Annotated in this window: 16 protein-coding genes and 1 pseudogene; 12 read left to right on the forward strand and 5 right to left on the reverse strand. The window is 73.0% G+C overall.

Annotation, left to right across the window (positions count from 1 at the left end):
- Positions 1-16: 16 nt before the first annotated feature.
- A complete protein-coding gene (locus H297_RS0124530) occupies positions 17-1,477 on the forward strand; it encodes a menaquinone biosynthesis decarboxylase (protein WP_027739220.1) in 1,461 nt (486 codons plus the stop codon).
- Positions 1,474-2,400, forward strand: coding sequence for a menaquinone biosynthesis prenyltransferase MqnP (mqnP, locus tag H297_RS0124535; protein WP_027739221.1), 927 nt, complete (start codon positions 1,474-1,476; stop codon positions 2,398-2,400). The genes H297_RS0124530 and mqnP overlap by 4 nt, the downstream gene beginning before the upstream one ends.
- An 80-nt stretch (positions 2,401-2,480) precedes the next feature.
- Here mqnP and H297_RS0124540 read toward each other — a convergent pair whose 3' ends face one another.
- Positions 2,481-3,083: a rhomboid family protein gene (locus H297_RS0124540; RefSeq protein WP_027739222.1), complete on the reverse strand. Its 603-nt coding sequence runs from the start codon at positions 3,081-3,083 to the stop codon at positions 2,481-2,483.
- A gap of 112 nt (positions 3,084-3,195) precedes the next feature.
- Positions 3,196-4,338 carry a hypothetical protein gene (locus H297_RS0124545; RefSeq protein ID WP_027739223.1) on the reverse strand — a complete coding sequence of 381 codons (1,143 nt, stop codon included), beginning with the start codon at positions 4,336-4,338 and terminating at the stop codon, positions 3,196-3,198.
- A gap of 139 nt (positions 4,339-4,477) precedes the next feature.
- Here H297_RS0124545 and H297_RS0124550 point away from each other — a divergent pair, with 139 nt between their 5' ends.
- From H297_RS0124550 to H297_RS0124585, 8 genes and pseudogenes are all read left to right on the forward strand, one after another.
- Positions 4,478-5,164, forward strand: a complete 687-nt coding sequence (locus H297_RS0124550) for a UbiX family flavin prenyltransferase (protein WP_027739224.1) — start codon at positions 4,478-4,480, stop codon at positions 5,162-5,164.
- Between the two features lie 60 nt (positions 5,165-5,224).
- Positions 5,225-5,677 (forward strand): Lrp/AsnC family transcriptional regulator, encoded by a 453-nt coding sequence (locus H297_RS0124555; protein WP_027739225.1) that lies wholly within the window; start codon positions 5,225-5,227, stop codon positions 5,675-5,677.
- A 71-nt stretch (positions 5,678-5,748) separates the two neighbouring features.
- Complete coding sequence (locus tag H297_RS0124560; protein ID WP_027739226.1) at positions 5,749-6,804, forward strand: hypothetical protein; 1,056 nt, start codon at positions 5,749-5,751, stop codon at positions 6,802-6,804.
- 48 nt (positions 6,805-6,852) lie between these two features.
- Positions 6,853-7,567, forward strand: a pseudogene (locus H297_RS38165) (UdgX family uracil-DNA binding protein).
- A gap of 177 nt (positions 7,568-7,744) precedes the next feature.
- Entirely contained in the window at positions 7,745-8,065 is a 321-nt protein-coding gene (locus H297_RS0124570) for a DUF4229 domain-containing protein (RefSeq protein WP_027739227.1), read from the forward strand.
- A gap of 377 nt (positions 8,066-8,442) precedes the next feature.
- The gene (locus tag H297_RS0124575; protein WP_027739228.1) at positions 8,443-9,807 is read left to right on the forward strand and encodes a dicarboxylate/amino acid:cation symporter; all 1,365 of its coding nucleotides are present in this window, start codon (positions 8,443-8,445) and stop codon (positions 9,805-9,807) included.
- 788 nt (positions 9,808-10,595) lie between these two features.
- Complete coding sequence (locus H297_RS0124580) at positions 10,596-11,012, forward strand: nuclear transport factor 2 family protein (RefSeq protein WP_027739229.1); 417 nt, start codon at positions 10,596-10,598, stop codon at positions 11,010-11,012.
- Between the two features lie 176 nt (positions 11,013-11,188).
- Positions 11,189-11,827: a TetR/AcrR family transcriptional regulator gene (locus H297_RS0124585; protein WP_051352150.1), complete on the forward strand. Its 639-nt coding sequence runs from the start codon at positions 11,189-11,191 to the stop codon at positions 11,825-11,827.
- Between the two features lie 40 nt (positions 11,828-11,867).
- Here the strand turns inward: H297_RS0124585 and H297_RS0124590 are convergent, their stop codons facing one another.
- From H297_RS0124590 to H297_RS44550, 3 genes are read right to left on the reverse strand one after another with little or no spacing between them, the layout of a single operon-like run.
- Positions 11,868-12,107, reverse strand: coding sequence for a hypothetical protein (locus tag H297_RS0124590; protein ID WP_027739231.1), 240 nt, complete (start codon positions 12,105-12,107; stop codon positions 11,868-11,870).
- Between the two features lie 57 nt (positions 12,108-12,164).
- Positions 12,165-13,061: a MaoC/PaaZ C-terminal domain-containing protein gene (locus H297_RS38170; RefSeq protein ID WP_051352147.1), complete on the reverse strand. Its 897-nt coding sequence runs from the start codon at positions 13,059-13,061 to the stop codon at positions 12,165-12,167.
- 50 nt (positions 13,062-13,111) lie between these two features.
- Positions 13,112-14,785 (reverse strand): SDR family oxidoreductase, encoded by a 1,674-nt coding sequence (locus H297_RS44550; protein ID WP_027739232.1) that lies wholly within the window; start codon positions 14,783-14,785, stop codon positions 13,112-13,114.
- Positions 14,786-14,984: 199 nt separating this feature from the next.
- On the opposite strand from H297_RS44550, the gene H297_RS0124605 reads away from it, so the two are divergent.
- Together H297_RS0124605 and H297_RS0124610 are read left to right on the forward strand one after the other, a co-directional pair.
- Complete coding sequence (locus H297_RS0124605; protein WP_027739233.1) at positions 14,985-16,880, forward strand: AMP-dependent synthetase/ligase; 1,896 nt, start codon at positions 14,985-14,987, stop codon at positions 16,878-16,880.
- 145 nt (positions 16,881-17,025) lie between these two features.
- Positions 17,026-18,024: a hypothetical protein gene (locus H297_RS0124610; protein ID WP_027739234.1), complete on the forward strand. Its 999-nt coding sequence runs from the start codon at positions 17,026-17,028 to the stop codon at positions 18,022-18,024.
- Positions 18,025-18,063 lie beyond the last annotated feature (39 nt).

Consider the following 18,063-nt stretch of genomic DNA (forward strand, 5'->3'; position numbering starts at 1 on the left):
GGGGATACTGAGTCGTATGGCATACGACGATCTCCGCTCGCTCCTGCGGGCGCTGGAGCGTGACCGCGACCTCGTCCGGGTCAAGGCCGAGGTCGACCCGTACCTGGAGGTCGGGGAGCTCGTCGACCGGGTGAACAAGGCGGGCGGGCCCGCGCTGCTGTTCGAGAACGTCAAGGGCTCGGACATGCCGCTGGCCATGAACGTCTACGGCACCGACCGCCGCCTCCTCAAGGCGCTCGGCCTGTCCTCGTACGACGAGATCAGCGACAGGATCGGCGGCCTGCTGAGGCCCGAGCTGCCGCAGGGCTTCGTCGGTTTCCGCGAGGCGTTCGGAAAGCTCGGCGCCATGACGCACGTACCGCCGAAGAAGGTGAAGGACGCCCCCGTCCAGGAGGTCGTCCTCCAAGGAGACGGCGAGAGGGGCGTGGACCTGGACCGGCTGCCCGCGCTGTTCACCTGGCCGGGCGACGGCGGCTCCTTCTTCAACCTGGGCCTCACCCACACCAAGGACCCCGAAAGCGGCGTGCGCAACCTGGGCCTCTACCGGCTCCAGCGGCACGACAAGCGCACCATCGGGATGCACTGGCAGATCCACAAGGACAGCCGCAACCACTACCAGGTCGCCGCCCGGCGCGGCGAGAAGCTGCCCGTCGCCATCGCCTTCGGCTGCCCGCCCGCCGTCACCTACGCGGCCACCGCGCCGCTGCCCGGCGACATCGACGAATACCTGCTGGCCGGTTTCCTCCAGGGCAAGCGCGTCGAGATGGTCGACTGCAAGACCGTCCCGCTCCAGGTCCCGGCGCACGCCGAAGTGGTGCTGGAGGGGTGGCTGGAGCCCGGCGAGATGCTGCCCGAGGGCCCCTTCGGCGACCACACCGGCTTCTACACCCCCCAGGAGCCCTTCCCCGCGCTGCGGATCGACTGCGTGACGACGCGGAAGCGGCCGCTGCTCCAGTCGATCGTCGTCGGCCGCCCGCCCACCGAGGACGGTCCGCTGGGCCGGGCCACCGAACGGTTCTTCCTGCCGCTGCTGAAGATCGTCGTGCCCGACATCGTCGACTACCACCTGCCCGAGTCCGGCGGCTTCCACAACTGCGCGATCGTCGCCATCGACAAGAAGTACCCCAAGCACGCGCAGAAGGTCATGCACGCCATCTGGGGCGCCCACATGATGTCGCTGACCAAGCTCATCGTCGTCGTCGACGCCGACTGCGACGTGCGGAACCTGCACGAGGTCTCCTGGCGGGCCCTGGGCAACGTCGACTACGCCCGCGACCTCACCGTCGCCGAGGGCCCCGTCGACCACCTCGACCACGCCTCCTACCAGCAGTTCTGGGGTGGCAAGGCCGGGGTGGACGCCACGCGCAAACTCCCCGAGGAGGGGTACACGCGCGACGGCGGCTGGCCGGAGATGATCGAGTCCGAGCCCGGGATCGCGGACCTGGTGACCCGCCGCTGGAAGGAGTACGGGCTGTGAGCAGCGCTGCCGAGGGCATCGTCGGACCCGGGCCGGGGCCCGGCGCCGACGTCGGACGCGTGCGGGCCTTCCTGCGGCTGGTCGTCATCGAGCACTCGGTCTTCGCCCTGCCCTTCGCCTACATCGCCGCGCTCACCGCGATGCACCGGGACAGCCGCACCGTCCACTGGTGGCAGCTTTTCCTGGTGACCGTCGCCATGGTCGGCATGCGCACCTTCGCGATGGCCGCCAACCGGATCATCGACCGCGAGATCGACGCCCGTAACCCGCGCACCGCCGGGCGCGAGCTGGTGACCGGCGCGGTCTCCGTCCGCACGGCCTGGACGGGCGCCGTCGTCGCCCTCGTCGTCTTCCTCGGCACCTGCGCCCTGCTCAACCCCCTGTGCCTGGCGCTGGCACCGCTCGCCGCCCTGCCGATGGTCGTCTACCCCTACGGGAAGCGGTTCACCTCCTTCCCGCACGCCCTCCTCGGCCTCGCCCAGGCCATCGGCCCGCTCGGCGCGTGGCTGGCCGTCACCGGTGCCTGGTCCTGGCACGCCGTCGTCCTCGGCCTGGCCGTCGGCATCTGGATCGGCGGCTTCGACCTGATCTACGCCTGCCAGGACGTGGAGGCCGACCGGGCCAACGGCGTGAAGTCGCTGCCGGCCCGCTTCGGCACCGCCGCCGCCATCCACACCACCCGCGCGGCCCACCTGGTGACCGTCGCCCTGCTGGTCGCCTTCGGGCTGCTGACCGGGGCGGGCGTCTTCTACTGGCTGGGCATCGTCATCGTCACCGCCGCCTTCGGCTACGAGCACACCATCGTCCGCCCCCACGACCTGACCCGCCTCAACCGCGCCTTCTTCCAGGTCAACAGCTTCATCGGAATCGCCCTGTTCGTGTGCGCCCTGCTGGATCTCGCGGTGCGCGGGCTGGGGGTGTGAACCCTGCCGCTCTCCTGCCGCGAGCGGGGTGGGGGGCGGGCACAGGGCGGCGCGGCAGGTGACCGCGGAGCGCCGGTGGCTCAGTGCCAGGCGGGCTTGTCCACTCCCGCCGGGCGGGGCTCCGCGGTGAGGCGGGCGGCGAGGATGCCGCCTACGAGGCCGAAGAGGTGGCCCTGCCAGGAGATGCCGGAGTCGGTGGGCAGCACGCCCCACAGGATGGAGCCGTAGAAGACGGCGACGACGCTGCCGAGGGCGACATCGGTGATACGGCGGTCCACGAAGCCGCGGGCCAGCAGGTAGCCGAAGAGCCCGAAGATCAGCCCCGAGGCACCGGCCGTGTTGCTGCCGTCAGGGGCGATCAGCCAGACACCCAGGCCGCTGACCACGATGATCGTCGCGGCGACGGCCAGGAATCTGCCCACCCCGCGCAGCGCCGCGAGGAAGCCGAGGATCAGCAGCGGCAGGCTGTTCGCGATCAGGTGCTCGAAGCCGAAGTGCATGAAGGCGCTCGGGACCACGTCCACCAGCTCGTCCAGGCGGCGCGGCTGGACGCCGAAGGTGTCCAGCGCGTTGCCGGTGGCCTGGTCGACGGCCTCCAGCAGCCACAGCAGCGCCACCCAGCCGACGATCAGCTTTCCGGCAGCCATCGCCCTGGATCCCGAGCCCCCCGAGCTGTTCGCCATGCTCGCCTCCCTCGTCAGGAACGTGCCTTCCCGGCCTCCCGGGCACGGAGGGTGTCCCGTCGCCCCGTACAACGCGGCGCGGGGTGCCACCGGTTCCCCGGCGCCGGGCGCCTCACAGGTCGCCCGTGCCCAGGGCGCCGTAGACGGTGGCGGCCAGCAGGTCCTGCGGTTTCAGCTCGCGGACGCCGTCGGGGGCCTGCACGGAGACGGCGTCGCCGCCGCCGAAGTCCATCCGCAGCGGCAGGTGCACCTTCTCGGCGTCCTTCCCGCTGAGGAACTGGCCCAGGTTCACGGTGAGGCCGGTGAGCTGGCCGCGCCGGATCTGGAGGTCGGCGCTGACCGTCTTGTCCGGCACCTTGGCCGGATTCAGCCGCGCGCCGAGGGCCTCCAGCGCGTGGGAGAGATCCGGCGCGGCCTCCCGCGCGGGCATGGAGACGGTCACGTGTTCGGCGCCGTCCCGCTCGCCGGCCTTGTGGAACGAGGCGTGCCGGCCCAGCGTCTTCTCCAGCCCCTCCAGGAACTCCCGCTCGGACTCCCCGTTGAGGGCCCGGCCGGCGGCTGTCGCCCGGCTGAGGCGCTTGCTCGTCTCGTCGCTCTGCTCGGAGACGGTGGCGCCGTGCCGCCCGGACCCGCCCTTCCTCTCGTCGTCGGCGATCTGCTGCGCGGCCCGCGCGAAGTCGTCGAACGACTCCGGGTCGATCTCCACCCACTTGCCCTTGAGCGCGTCCCGGGCCGAACCCAGGGTGCGGGGCAGGTCCTTGGCGAGGGAGACGATGCGGTGGGCGCGGTGCCGCTGGGCCGGTGAGCCGTCCGTCTGCGCCACCAGGGAGCGCAGGTTCATCCGCACATACAGCTTCTCCGCCGCCGACTTGGCGGCCAGCACGTCCTTGCCGCCGAAGTTGACCGCGGTGGCGAAGCGCAGCCTCTCGGAGCGGCTGAGCTCCTTGAGGGGGGTCTCCTCCTGGTCGGAGCCGACGGCGAAGGTCAGCTCGCCCGTGGTGAGGAGGCCGGCGGTGTGCCGGGTCGCCGCGCTGTCGGGGGCACCGGCCGCGCGGAGGAACGCCTCCGCGTCGCGCTGCTTGCCGTCCACGGACATCAGCACCGAGGCGGTGGGCTGGTCGCCGAGCTTCTCGAAGGCGTGCTTGACCTTCAGCCCCGTGGTCAGCCGTTCCGTCGCCGAGCACCCGGTGAGGGCGACGACGAGCAGGGTCGCGCCCGTGGTGGCGGCCGTCAGTCGGACTCGGGTCACACGCATGGGACGAGGGTACGTGGCGGCCGCGGTGCGGGACCCGCTGCGTCGGCCGGAAGCCGACCGGAAGCCGACCGGAGAAGGCGTCGGTGCAGGCACCGGTGGGGCGGGAAGGGACGGTGCGGGCCCGCGTAAGGTCGGAGGCGTGAGTGACACAGGAAGGGTTCCGTGGGTGGTGGGCGTCTCGGGGGCCTCGGGAACGCCCTACGCGGCCGCCGTCATCCGCGGCCTGCTCGCCGCGGGCGAGGACGTCGACCTCGTCGTGAGCCGCGCCTCCCGGCTGACCGTCCTCGACGAGACGGGCCACCCCTTCCGCGACGCCCACGCGGAGGCCGACCTGCGCCGCTGGCTGGCCCGCGGCGCCGACGGCACCCCCGACGCGTTCCCCGCCGAGCCGGGCGCCGACCCCGCGCGGGTCCGCCACTGGCCGCCGGGGGACCTGGCCGCGGGGCCGTCCTCCGGCTCGTACCCGGTCAAGGGGATGCTGATCGTCCCGGCCAGCACGGCGTGCGTCGCGGGAGTGGCCCTGGGGCTGTCCAAGGATCTGTTGCAGCGTGCGGCGAGCGTCACGCTCAAGGAGCGCCGCCCGCTGGTCGTCGCCGTCCGGGAGACCCCGCTGGGCGGCCGGACACTGCGCCACCTGGTGGCGCTGGACGAGGCGGGCGCCGTCGTCCTGCCGGCCTCGCCCGCCTTCTACGCGGGCGCCCGGCACATCCAGGACCTGGTGGACTTCGTGGCCGGCCGGGTGCTGGACGCGGCCGGGGTGCCGCACCGCCTGTACCGCCGCTGGGAGGGGGAGCTTGGCCGGGGCGGTGTCGGCCCCATGCCTTAGATTCGTTGTCCGGACTCCGGCGAGCGGTTCCGGACTTCTACGAGGGAGGCAGCAGCATCCATGGACGCGGTGGACAGGCAGCTCATCCAGGCGCTGCGGGAGAACGGGAGGGCCTCCTACGCCGAACTGGGGCGGCTGGTCGGGCTGTCGGGCCCCAGCGTCACGGACCGGATCAACCGGCTGGAGGCCGCCGGGGTGATCACGGGGTACCGCGCCACGGTGGACCCACCCTCGCTCGGCCTGGGGGTGACGGCCCTGATCGGCATCCAACTCTCCGACGCCACCGACCACGAGGACGTGGCGGGCCGGCTGCGGGCTCTGCACGAGATCGAGGACTGCTGGTTCATCGCCGGTGACGACTCGTACATGCTCAAGGTCCGCGCCGGGGACGTGGACGGGCTGGAGCGCACCATCCGCCGCCTGTCGGGCACCAAGGGCGTCTCCCGCACGCGCACCACGATCGTGCTGTCGACCAAGTGGGAGAACCGGGTGGGGGAGCTGCCCGAGGAATGAGCGGGCGGCGGCCTGGCGTAGTGTCGTCGGACGGCGAGAAGTACCAACGAGGCAGGCAGGTGGCGCGAGGCATGGACGCGGGACTGCGGCGGCTGGCGGACGTCGAGAAGAAGGTCCGCTCCGGTGAGCGGCTGGACCGCCAGGACGGCATCGCCCTGTTCGCGTCCGACGACCTGGCGTGGCTGGGCGGCCTCGCGCACGAGGTGCGGACGCTGAAGAACGGTGACGCGGCCCACTTCGCCGAGCAGCGCGGCATCGACCTCGCCGAGGTGGAGCCGGCCGAGGCCGTGCGGCTGGCCACCGGCTTCGCGGCGGACGGCGCCACCGAGCTCCACCTGTCGGTGCCGGCCGAGCACGACCTGGAGCAGGTCCTCTCGACGCTGCGCGAGCTGCGGGCCGCGCTGCCCGCGGCGGTCGCCCTGCACGCGTGCACCCCCGCCGGCATCCGCCGCCTGGCCACCGCCTCCGGTACGGCGGAAAGCGACGTGCTGGAGGCGCTGACGGGCGCCGGGCTCACCTCCCTGGCCGAGGAGGACACGCAGGCAGTACCGCAGACGGGGCCCGCTCAGGCGGCACGGGAGCCGCAGGCCGCGCCGGACGGGGAGGGCGACGACGGCTGGGCGGACTGGTCCCGCATCCACCGGCTCGCGCACCGCAAGGGGCTCACCACCGCCTGCACCCTGCGGTACGGGACGGGCGAGGAGGTCGCCGACCGGGTGGACCACCTGCTGCGGCTGCGCGCCCTCCAGGACGAGACCGGCGGCTTCCGCGTGCTGGTACCGCTGCGCCACGGGGCGGCCCACGGGGCGACCGGAGCCGACATCCTGCGCACGTTCGCGGTCTGCCGGCTGCTGCTGGACAACGTGCCGCACCTGGCGGCGCGCTGGGCCGAGCACAGCGCGCAGACCGCCCAGTTGGCGCTCCAGCACGGTGCGGACGAGATGGCAGGACGCCTGGCCGGCAGCGCCTCGCCGTCCGCTGCCGGCCTGACCCGCCAGGACCTGCTCGACCTCATCCGCGACGCGGGCTTCCGGCCCGTCGAGCGGGACGCCCACTACGGTGCGCTGCGCACCCACGAGGGCCCGGACCCGGACCGTCGCGAGTCCCCCCAGCCCATGCGGGTGTAGCCGCCCGCTGCCCGGCGAGAGCCGGCGGGTGCGGGGTACCGCGTCCGTATAGCGGCGCAGAAGCCCACGGACCGCACGACGGACACGGACGGGGACGGCGGGGCCGGGCTGCGCCGGCTGCGGGAGGCCGCGACCGGCTGCCGGGGGTGCCCGCTGCACCGGGGCGCGACGCAGACCGTCTTCGCAGACGGCGACGCGCACGCACGCGTCCTCCTCGTCGGCGAGCAGCCCGGGGAGCAGGAGGACCGGCGGGGCGAGCCTCCCCCGGCCTTCGGCCGGGAGGTGCCCCCAAGTCGGCCCGGCGGGCCGGGTGCTGGACCGGGCCCTGGACGAGGCGGGCATCGACCCGGCACAGACGTACGTCACCAACGCGGTCAAGCACTTCGAGCGGGCCCACGAGGAGGGGCGGGGCAAGCGGCGCATCCACAAGCCGCCGACGCTGGGGGAGATGACCGCGTGCGGCCCGTGGCCGGAGCAGGAACTGGCGCTGACCGAACCGGAGGTGCTGGTCGTGCTGGGTGCCGTGGCGGGCAAGGCGCTGTTCGGCGCGTCGTTCCGGGTGACCGAGGAGCGCGGCACCTGCACGGAGCGCGAGGTGCGCGGGCGTGCCGAGCGGGTGGTGGCCACCGTCCATCCCTCCGCGGTGCTGCGGGCGCGGGAGGGCCGGGACCGCGAGGAGGTGTACGCGGGCTTCCTGGACGACCTGCGGATCGCGGCGCGTGCTGAGCTGACCCGGGGTCCGTGGGCCGACCCCGGGCCGTGAGCCGACCCCGGGCCGCTCGTGCTGCTGTCGGGCCGCCGCGCTGGCGTCGGGCCAGGAGGAGCCGCCGGGGAGCGGGATGCCGGTGGGCCCGACTGGACGGGGGCGGCGAAGATCGCAGCGGTGGCTGTGCTTGACTGGAGGAATCCGCGAAACGCCCAAAAGCATGGAGAAGACACCGTGAGCAGCAGCAAGTCGCACGCGACGCTCCGCTACACCACCATGCGGCTTGGCATCTTCGTCGGCTGCCTTGTCGTCGTCGGGCTGTTGGCCCGGTTCGGCGTCGTCCCGTCGGGCGTCGGCAGGTCGAACCCGATCTGGGTCGTGCTCCTCGCACTGGTCGTCTCGGCGCCGCTGAGCTACGTGCTGCTGCGCAAGCAGCGGGAGGCGATGTCCGAGCAGATCGTGGGGGGCGTGGGCCGCGCCAAGGAGCGCCTGGCCGCGAACCAGTCCCAGGAGGACGACGTGCCGTCGCACGGCAGCGAGTCCCGGACCGCGTAGCTCCGACCCCCGCACCGCGTGGCGGTGTAACCCTCGTCACACCCGCGTCGTCGCCCCACCGGGAATGTCCCCCTCCCGGTGGGGCGTTGGGCTTTTTCGTACCTGTTCCCCAAAGGGAAGCTTTGGGTAAGCCAAAGACGGAGTGTTAACGTGACGGCCATGACGTATGCAGCCTCCACTTCCGACGCGCACCCGGGCCGCCCCGGCCTCGCGCTCGTGGCACGGCTGCATGTCGACCTGTGCCGCTGCATGTCGGCGACCTGTCGCTGACAGCGCGGCCGGACTACTCTCCGGCGCGACCGCGTTCACCGCACGGTTCCCCGTTCGCGACACCCCCTTCCAAGAGTCCGCTCTCAGACCGCCACCGGAGTGCGTCCGTGTCCTCGTCGTCCTCGTCGTCCTCGTCATCGTCCGAAACCGCGCCCGCCAAGGGCTTCCGCATACCCAGGATCCCGTTCTGGGTGCAGATCCTGGCCGGCCTCGTCCTCGGCGTCGTGCTGGGCTGGGCCGCCCGGAACTGGGACATCGCCTGGCTCGGCACCACCCTCACCAAGGTCGGTGAGCTCTTCGTCCAGCTCCTGAAGCTGGCCGTCGCCCCGCTGGTCTTCTTCGCGATCACCATCTCGATCACCAACCTGCGCAACGTGCACAACGCGGCGCGGCTGGCCACCCGCACCCTGCTGTGGTTCATGGCGACCTCGCTGATCGCCGTCGCGCTGGGGCTGCTCATCGGCCTGGTCACCGACCCCGGTTCCGGTACCGGCATCTCCGCCAAGGACGCCGCCAAGCCGGACACCCAGGGCTCCTGGCTGGACTTCCTGACCGGGATCATCCCGACGGACATCATCACGCCCTTCACCGACCTCCAGGTCCTCCAGATCGTCTTCATGGCGGTCGTCGTCGGCATCGCCGCGCTCAAGCTGGGGGAGAAGGCCGAGCCGATCCTGAAGCTGGGCGAGTCCGTGCTGACGCTGCTCCAGAAGGCGCTGTGGTGGATCATCCGGCTGGCCCCGATCGGCACCGTCGGCCTGATCGGCACCGCCATCAAGGACTACGGCTGGAACCTGATCGGCAGCTACGCCACCTTCACCGCGGACGTCTACGTCGGCTGCGCGCTGGTCCTCTTCGGTGTCTACCCGCTGCTGCTGGGCACGGTCGCCAAGGTCAGCCCGCTCCAGTTCTTCCGGGGCGCGTGGCCCGCCATCCAGCTCGCCTTCGTCTCCCGCTCCTCGGTCGGCACCATGCCGTTGACCCAGAAGGTCACCGAGCGGCTCGGCGTGCCCAAGGAGTACGCGTCCTTCGCGGTGCCCTTCGGCTCGACGACGAAGATGGACGGCTGCGCCTCCATCTACCCGGCCATCGCGGCCATCTTCGTGGGCGAGTTCTTCCACGTGGACATGGGCATCAAGGAGTACCTGCTGATCGTCTTCGTCTCGGTCATCGGCTCCGCCGCCACGGCCGGTCTGACGGGCGCCACGGTGATGCTCACCCTCACCCTCTCCACGCTGGGCCTCCCCCTGGAGGGCGTCGGGCTGCTGCTGGCCATCGACCCCATCCTCGACATGATGCGGACGGCGACCAACGTCGCGGGCCAGGTCGTCATCCCGGTTCTGGTCTCCGCCAAGGAGAAGATCCTGGACCGCGAGGCGTTCGCCCACGCCCGCAGCTTCAGCATCGAGGAGGCGGACGACACCTCCGCGGGGCCGCGTCCGGTCACCAAGGAGCCGGTCGCGGCGAGTTGACCCCCGCGGGGTGACCCTGGCGGGTCGGCCACGCGGTAACCCTGGCGGGTTGGCCGCGGGGTAGCCCTCGTTGGCGGGCTGGCAACGGGGTAACCCTGGTTGGTGGGTTGGCTGCGGGGTAGCCCTCGTTGGTGGGTTGGTCGCGGCAGCCCTCGTTGGTGGGTCGCCCGCGGGGTAACCCTCCCTGGCGGGTTGGCCGCAGGGCAGCCCTGGTTGGCGGGTTGGCTGCGGGGCAGCCCTGGTTGGCGGGTTGGCTGCGGGGCAGCCCTCGTTGGCGGGCTGGCCACGGGGTAACCCTGGTTGGCGGGTTGGCCGCGCGGTAACCCTGGCGGGGCGGCCACTGTGGCCCTTCCCGGCAGCCGTCCGCCGCCGGTCGGCTGGAGGCCGCCCCTCCTGGAGGCGGACCGCCGCACCACTCGTCGGCGCCGCCCTTGGCCCACCGGCCGGGGGTGGCGCCTTTTTCCGACAGTGCCTTGCCCGACAGTGCCTTCTGTGACGGTGCCTTCCGCCGGAGGCTCCTTCCGTCGGCGGCGCTTTCCCTGCCGGAGGCGCCCTCTCCGACGTGCCTTCCACGGCCACCGTTCCCTCCCCGGCCGGTTCCCGCCTGCTCCGGCGGGTCGGTCTGCGGCACGGGCCGGTGCGGCTGAGCCGGTGGCGTCCTGCGGCGCCATGGGGAAGGATCGGCGGGCCGCCGGTGTGACCGGCGGAACACGGCACCGGGCGCGGCACCGTACCGGTGGCGGATCACCGACGCGCCGGGCCCGCCTGTCGGGCCGGAGAGGACACCCGTGGCAGTCGCGCTGGAAGACCGCCTGGCCATCGCCGAGTTGATCTCGTCGCACGGCCACCTCGTCGATGACGGAAACCTCGACCGTCTGGAGGAGCTGTTCACCCCGGATGTCGTCTACGACGTCACGGACCTCGGCCCCGGCCGACTCCTCGGCATCGCCGCCGTCCGCGACGCGGCCCTGGCGCTCGGCGCCGCCAACCCCGTCGCGCACCATGTCACCAACATCGTCGTGAACGAGTCACCCGACGGCGAGGTGCACGTGCGGTCCAAGGGCCTGGGCGTCATGGCGGACGGCTCGTGCGGTTCCGTCTCCTACGACGACACCGTGGTGCGCACCGCCTCCGGGTGGCGGATCTCCCGCCGCCGCGTCTCGGCACGGCGCACACCGTTGAACGGCACGGTGCCCTCGCGCTGAGGCGCGGGGCAGCTTCGGGGAGAGCGCTGCTCCGGGCCAACACCGCGCCTCTGAGCGCGGTTTCCGCTCCGGTGGGCTGCTGCGTAGCCTGGGGGCGACTGTTCGTGCGAGGGCCACGAGCTGGGGAAGAACGGGGCGACGGGGAAGAGGGGGCGAGGCGCGTGGGGCAGAAGCGCATGCCGCGCGAGGTGCGGGAGCGGCAGATGCTGGACGCGGCTGTCACGGCGTTCGCACGGCACGGCTACCAGGCCGCCTCCATGGACGACATCGCCGAGGCGGCCGGGGTCTCCAAGCCGCTGGTCTACCTGTACCTGAAGTCGAAGGAGGATCTGTTCACGGCCTGTGTACGGCGGGAGATCGGCGCGCTGGTCGCTGCCGTGCGGGAGGGTACCCGCGAGCTGGGCGCGGCGGCGGACCAGCAGCTGTGGAACGGGCTGACCGCCTTCTTCGCGCACACCGCAGCCCGCCCCGACGGGGTCGCCGTGCTCTACCGGGCCCGTATGCAGGGAGAGCCCTTCGCACGGGAGGTGGCGGCCATGCGGGTGGAGGTCACGGCGCTGGTGACCGGCCTGCTGGCGCGGGCCGCGCAGGACGCCGGGTGCGAGGGTGCGCTGGCCGAACGGGAGGTCTCCGGGCTGGCCCACGCACTGGTGGGCGCGGCGGAGTCGCTGGCCGAGTGGGCCAACTCGCGGGCCGCGCAGGGCGCCGTCGCCGCCCCCTCGGCGAAGGAGACGGCGGCGACGTTGATGAACTTCTGCTGGGCGGGGCTGGAGAACCTCACCAAGGGCGCCCGGTGGGTGCCGGGCCCTGGGTGAGCGGCGTCCGTGAGGGCCGCCCGGGTCCGCGCCGGCGGGGCTACTTCTTCCTGCGGCCCCAGCCCCCGCCCTCGTACTGCGCCAGGGCCAGGCCCAGGCCGAAGAAGGTGGGCGCCCACTCTCCGACGAAGATGCCCCAGCGGTCGGCGCGGTCGGTGCCGGCCTTCTCCGCCTTGACGGAGGCGGCCCAGCTCAAAAACGAGATGCCGACCGAGGCGACGGCGGCACAGTACGCGTGCTCGCTCCGCATCCCGGCCTCGTGCAGTTTCTCGACGACCATGTCCCGCACTCCTGTCAGTGGAAGGTGGCTACCCCAGCCACGCAACCACCCGTTCCGTCACCCTGCCCCTCCGGTGGCGCCGAACGGGTGAGGGCCTGGACCGGCGGTTCGGCGGACGAGACCGGTCAGATGGAGCTTCTCCTCCTCGCCCGCCCCGCGGAGGGCGAAGGCGCCGGTTGCGGGATCGGCGGCGTAGGTGACCTCCGCCGGCAGGAGTACCGGCGCCTTGAAGTCGGCCTCCGCGGTGCTGAGGTCCGCCGTCTCGTGTGCGGCCAGGCAGCGGGCGAAGGTCCACATGCCGTGGGCGATGGCACGGGGGAAGCCGAAGGCGCGGGCCGTGAGCGGGTGGAGGTGGATGGGGTTGCGGTCGCCCGAGACGGAGGCGTAACGGCGGCCCAGCGCGCCGGGGAGCCGCCAGGTGGCGACGGCGGGCAGGGGAGGGCCCGGGCGGGTCTGCTCCCGCGATGTGTTCTCCGGACCGGTCCCGGGGGCGGTGGTGCGGTGCCGGCACAGGTAGGTGCTGCGGGAGTGCCAGACGGTCTCCCCGTCCTGCTCCGCCTCGGTGACCAGGCCGAACGCCGTTCCCTTGCGGTGGGGGTGCGGCCCCTCGGCGCGTACGGTCAGCCGCAGCGCGCCGTCGAGGGTGAGCGGTCGATGCTGCGAAAGCTCGATGCGGGTGTGGACGAGTCCGAGGAGCGGGAAGGGGAAGTCGCGCCGGGCCATCAGCGCAAGCGTGAGGGGGAACGCCATGAGGTGCGGGTAGGTGGGCGGCAGGGTGGTCGCCTCCGGGTCGTACCCGCACACCTGTGCGTAGCGGCGCACGCGGCGCGGGTCCGGGGTGGTGGGCGGGGCGGCCAGCGCGGCGGCGGGCAGGGGGGCCTGCGCGTACGGGCCCCGTTTGAGGGCCGAGGTGAGGGCGCCCTTGAACTGGTGCAGCACCAGGGAGGTCGTCATGGCAGCTCCGGGAGGGGGCGGATCGGGGGTGTGGTCGGGCGGGGCCGGGGTCAGGCGCCGAGCAGGGACTGGCCGCAGACGCGGACGGTCTGACCGTTGACGCCCCCGCTGGCGGGTTCGGCCAGCCAGGCGACGGTCTCGGCGACATCGACGGGCAGCCCGCCCTGGGAGAGGGAGTTCATCCGGCGCCCGGCCTCGCGGACGAGAAAGGGCACGGCGGCAGTCATCCTCGTCTCGATGAAACCGGGGGCCACGGCGTTCACCGTCGTCCCGTGCTCGGCGGCGGCGCGCGGGGCGAGCGCGCGGACGAGGCCGAGGACACCGGCCTTGGAAGCCGCGTAGTTGGTCTGCCCGGCGTTCCCGGCGATGCCCGCGATCGAGGCGGTGGCCACCACGCGTCCACCGCGCAGCGCGCCCGACGCCAGGAGGTGGTCGGTGGTGCGCAGCACGCTCGCGAGGTTGACCTCCAGGACGGCGGCGAAGCGGTCGGCGGCCATGTTGGCGAACCTGCGGTCGCGGGTGATGCCCGCGTTGTGGACGAGAACGTCGAGCCGCCCCTCGGGCAGCGCCTCGACGATGCGGGGGCCCGCGTCGTCGGCGGTGATGTCCAGGGGGAGCGCGGTGCCCGCCAGCCGGTCCGCGACGCGGGTCAGGTCCTCGCCGGCCTGCGGGACGTCGAGGCAGACGACGTGGGTGCCCTCGCGTGCGAGCCGTTCCGCGATCTGTTCACCGATCCCGCGGGCGGCACCGGTCACCAGGGCGACCCGCCGCGAGGCGCCGCCCGCGGCGGCGCGGTCCTCGGGAGCGGATGTGGTGGCGCGGTCCTCGGGGGCGGATGTGGGGGAGCCGTTCTTCGGGATGCCGGTGGTGGCGCGGTCCTGCGTGGCGGGCTTGGTGGCGCGGTTCTCCGGGCCGGACGTGGGGGAATCCTTCGTCGGAACGCCGGTGGTGGCGCCGTCCTCCGGGGCGGATCTTGCGGTGCGGTCCTCGGCGGATGTGGGTGAGCCGTGCCTCGCGGCGGCCGTGGGGGAGTCGCCCTCCGGGGCAGGGGTGGGGGCGCCGTTTCCGAGGAGGGCCGGGTGGGTGGCGTCCCTCTGCGGGGCTGCGGCCGTGTAGTCCCTCGCCACCTCGATCACCTGCCCGCTCACGAACGCCGACCGCGGGGAGAAGAGGAACCGCAGCGTCGAGCCGGCATCCGTCACCGTCGCCCGCGGGGCCAACCGGACCAGGGTGGCGGTCCTGCCCCTGCCCAACTCCTTGCCCAGCGAGCGGACGAAGCCCTCCAACGCCTGCTGGGCAGCGGCCTGGTGAGGGTCGTCGGCCGAGGGGCGGGCACCGAGCAGCACCACGCGCCCGCAGGGGGCGAGCGAGCGGACGAGCGGGTGCAACGCGGCGTGCACGCCGGTGAGTTCTCCCACCGTGGTGACGCCCGTGGCATCGAGGAGGACGGCGGCGAGCCGGCCGGGCCCCTCGGTGCGCTCGCGCACCACGGGCAGGCCGCAGCCGCCGAGCACCGCGCGCAGTTCCGTCTCGTCGCACCCGCGTTCGGCCTCTCCCGGGGAAGAGGCCCGGGGCGTGGCGCTCAGGTGCAGCAGCGGGCCGCCCTCCAGTACGGGACGCTCCGCGGACCAGCGGTGCAGGGGCTCGGGCCTGGGGAGGCCGAGTCGGCGCGTGAGGAGACGGCCCGGTCCTGTGCGGGTCCAACGAAGGTAGCGATCGGCCATTCCCCAACTCCTTCTGCTCACGGTAAGTTAACCAGTGAGTAAGGTTACTTTCAGGTCAGAAGTCTGGTCGAGGACGGGACCCACCGCCACCGCCGGCGCACCGCCCCATGCCACCGCGCCGCCGGGTGGGGACCGCCGTTTTCGAGCGCGCGTAGGCACAGCCCCAGTTCGCCCTCCAGGACGACGAAGGAGCCGTCGAATGACCACCACCCCGCAGCCCACCCTCATGCCGCCCCGTACCACCGTGGACGGGGACGGCAGGGTCCGCGAGGTCACGGTGGAGCCGCTGGCCCCCAGGGTGACCAGCGGGTCCCTCGCGGACATCCCGTTCACCAACGCCGCCGAGGCCCCGCGCCAGGCGGCCCTCAGCCGCAAGCGGCCCGACGGCGGTTGGGAGGAGATGTCGGCCGCCGACTTCGCGGCGGAGGTCCTCGCGATGGCGAAGGGCCTGATCGCGCTGGGCCTGCAACCCGGCGACCGGGTCGCCATCATGGCCCGTACGACGTACGAGTGGACGCTCACGGACTTCGCCGCGTGGGCCGCGGGCCTGATCACGGTGCCGGTCTACCCGACGTCGTCCGCCTCGCAGGCCCGCCACATCCTCCAGGACTCGCGGGCCCGTGCCTGCTTCGTCGAGGACGTCGACCAGACCCGGCTGCTGAGCGCGGAGCGCGGCAACCTCCCCGCCCTGGAGAACCTGTGGCAGTTCACCTCGGGCGCGGTCGGTCACGTGGTGGACGCGGGGCGCCGGGTGCCGGACGCGCTGGTGACCGAGCGGCGCCGGCAGGTGTCCCCGCAGTCGGTGGCGACCCTCATCTACACCTCGGGCACCACGGGGCCGCCGAAGGGGTGCGTGCTCACGCACGGCAACTTCTTCGCGGAGGTGGACAACGCGATCGAGCTGCTGCACCCGGTCTTCAGGTCGGTGACCTCGGTGGAGCCGTCGACGCTGCTGTTCCTGCCGCTGTCCCATGTGTTCGGGCGGATGGTGGCGATCGGCTGTCTGCGGGCCAGGGTGCGGCTCGGGCACGCGCCGAGCATCAGGACCGAGGAACTGCTGGCGGACCTGGCGGGCTTCCGGCCGACGTTCCTGCTGGGCATTCCGTACGTCTTGGAGAAGGTCTACAACACGGGCCGGGCGACGGCGGAGAAGATGGGCAGGGCCTCCTCCTTCGACCGGGGCGCCCGCATCGCCCAGCGGTACGGGGAGGCGGTGGAGGCGGCCGAGCACGGCTTCGGCGAGGGGCCCGGGTTCGGGCTGCGGGCGGCGCGCGGACTGTACGACGCGCTGATCTACCGGCGAATACGGGCGGCCCTGGGCGGCCGCTGCCGCTACGTCATCTGCGGCGGGTCCCCGCTGGGCCACCGGCTCGCCGCGTTCTTCGAGGGCGCGGGCGTGACCGTCTACGAGGGATACGGGCTGACGGAGACGACCGCGGCGACGACCGCGACCCCGCCGCTCAAGCCCCGCCTGGGCACCGTCGGCTGGCCGGTGCCGGGCACCGCGCTGCGCATCGCGGACGACGGCGAGGTGCTCATCAAGGGCGAGCACGTCTTCCGCGGCTACTGGGACGCGCGTACCGAGACGGCCGTCCCGCACCTGGACGCCGACGGGTGGATGCCCACCGGTGACCTGGGGGCGCTCGACTCGGGGGGCTACCTGAGCATCACGGGGCGGAAGAAGGACCTCATCATCACCTCGGGCGGCAAGAACCTGGCGCCCGCACCGCTGGAGGACTGGCTGCGGGCGCACCCGCTGATCAGCCAGTGCCTGGTGGTCGGCGACAACCGGCCCTACGTCGCGGCGTTGGTGACGCTGGAGCCGGACGGGCTCGCGCACTGGCAGCGGATGCACAAGAAGGAACACCTGAGCGCGGCCGAGCTGGCCGGGGACGAGACGTTGCTGCGCAACCTCCAGCAGGCCGTGGACGAGGCCAACTCGCAGGTCTCGCGGGCCGAGTCCATCCGCCGCTTCGTGGTGCTGCCCCGGGACTTCACCGAGGAGAGCGGACATCTGACGCCGTCGATGAAGCTGCGCCGCGCCGCGATCGTCCGCGACTTCGCCGCCGAGATCGACCGGCTCTACGGAGGCTGAGGCGGCAAGGTCCGCTCGGTCACCCGTTCGTCATGTCCCGGCCGGGCGGCGGTACCGTACACGGTGGTACCGGGTAGACGAAGCACCAGGCAGGACGAGTCGGGGGACGGGCACGGTACGCCTCCCTCACGTCGGGAGGAACGGCATGACGACACCCCCGCAGCCGCCGCAACAGCCCCCCGCCGGCGGGGGCTTCGGCCCGCCCCCCGCCGGAGGTTTCGGACCGGCGGGCGGCGGGCCCGGACAGCAGCCGCCCACCGGCCCCGGGCAACCGCCCGCAGGTCCCGGGCAGTCGGGCGGCGGGTTCGGGCAGCCGCCCGCCGGTCCTGGGCAGCAGGGCGCAGGGTGGGGGCAGCCGCCTGCCGCCTACGGCCCGCCGGCGGGGGGCCAGGGCGGCTTCGGGCAGCCCGGGTTCCCCGGCCCGTACGGCGGTCCCCCGCCGAACCCGCCGAACCGGAGCAACAAGATCGTCGCCATCGTGGCGGGCGCGGTGCTCGTCGTGGCGCTCGCGGTCGCCGGGACGATGCTGGCGCTGTCCGGCGACGACGACCCGCACGACAAGGCGCAGCACGGGCACTCCGAGAAGCCCGCCGACGACGCCGACCCCTCCGAGGACGCCGAGGAGCCGTCGCCGAGTCCGACCGAGTCGGACACCACGTACGAGCTGGCGTTCCCCAAGACACTGGAGAACGGCACGTACACGCTCAAGGACGACCTGAGCGACTCGGTCGACCCCGGCGCCCCGGGCCAGAAGGCCCACCTGGGCTCGTACGCCAACTCCGCCGACACCGCGCGCCTGCTCTACGGCGCGGCCACCGGCGAGGACAACGGCGATCCGGAGGGCGCCAAGGACCAGATGATGGACGGTATGGAGTCCGGGCAGATGAAGGTCGCCGTCAAGCGGCGCGACTTCACGCCCGCCGGCTCCGACGACCCGCTGACCTGCGAGGTCCTGGTCAAGTCGCAGGCGGGCCGCAAGCTGACGGTACCCGTGTGCGCCTGGAGCGACCCGGGCACCGCCGCGTACGTCGCCGACGACAGCCTGGCCACCTACTCGGTCGACCCGGACGACGTGGACCTGCAGAAGTGGGCGGACCGCGTCGACGGCATCCGGGACGAGGTGCGCAGTCCCGCGGCCGATTGACTTCGACCTCGGTTCACGTTGAAGACTCCTTCCCGTCCG

It is taken from the genome of Streptomyces sp. CNT360 (assembly GCF_000424785.1).

Excerpts from the sequence above, each read along its gene's own strand:
- H297_RS0124530 (WP_027739220.1), top strand. The coding sequence starts at position 17 with ATGGCATACGACGATCTCCGCTCGCTCCTGCGGGCGCTGGAGCGTGAC.
- H297_RS0124540 (WP_027739222.1), bottom strand. The coding sequence starts at position 3,083 with ATGGCGAACAGCTCGGGGGGCTCGGGATCCAGGGCGATGGCTGCCGGA.
- H297_RS0124545 (WP_027739223.1), bottom strand. The coding sequence starts at position 4,338 with ATGCGTGTGACCCGAGTCCGACTGACGGCCGCCACCACGGGCGCGACC.
- H297_RS0124555 (WP_027739225.1), top strand. The coding sequence starts at position 5,225 with ATGGACGCGGTGGACAGGCAGCTCATCCAGGCGCTGCGGGAGAACGGG.
- H297_RS0124560 (WP_027739226.1), top strand. The coding sequence starts at position 5,749 with ATGGACGCGGGACTGCGGCGGCTGGCGGACGTCGAGAAGAAGGTCCGC.
- H297_RS0124585 (WP_051352150.1), top strand. The coding sequence starts at position 11,189 with ATGCCGCGCGAGGTGCGGGAGCGGCAGATGCTGGACGCGGCTGTCACG.
- H297_RS0124590 (WP_027739231.1), bottom strand. The coding sequence starts at position 12,107 with ATGGTCGTCGAGAAACTGCACGAGGCCGGGATGCGGAGCGAGCACGCG.
- H297_RS38170 (WP_051352147.1), bottom strand. The coding sequence starts at position 13,061 with ATGACGACCTCCCTGGTGCTGCACCAGTTCAAGGGCGCCCTCACCTCG.
- H297_RS44550 (WP_027739232.1), bottom strand. The coding sequence starts at position 14,785 with ATGGCCGATCGCTACCTTCGTTGGACCCGCACAGGACCGGGCCGTCTC.
- H297_RS0124605 (WP_027739233.1), top strand. The coding sequence starts at position 14,985 with ATGACCACCACCCCGCAGCCCACCCTCATGCCGCCCCGTACCACCGTG.
- H297_RS0124610 (WP_027739234.1), top strand. The coding sequence starts at position 17,026 with ATGACGACACCCCCGCAGCCGCCGCAACAGCCCCCCGCCGGCGGGGGC.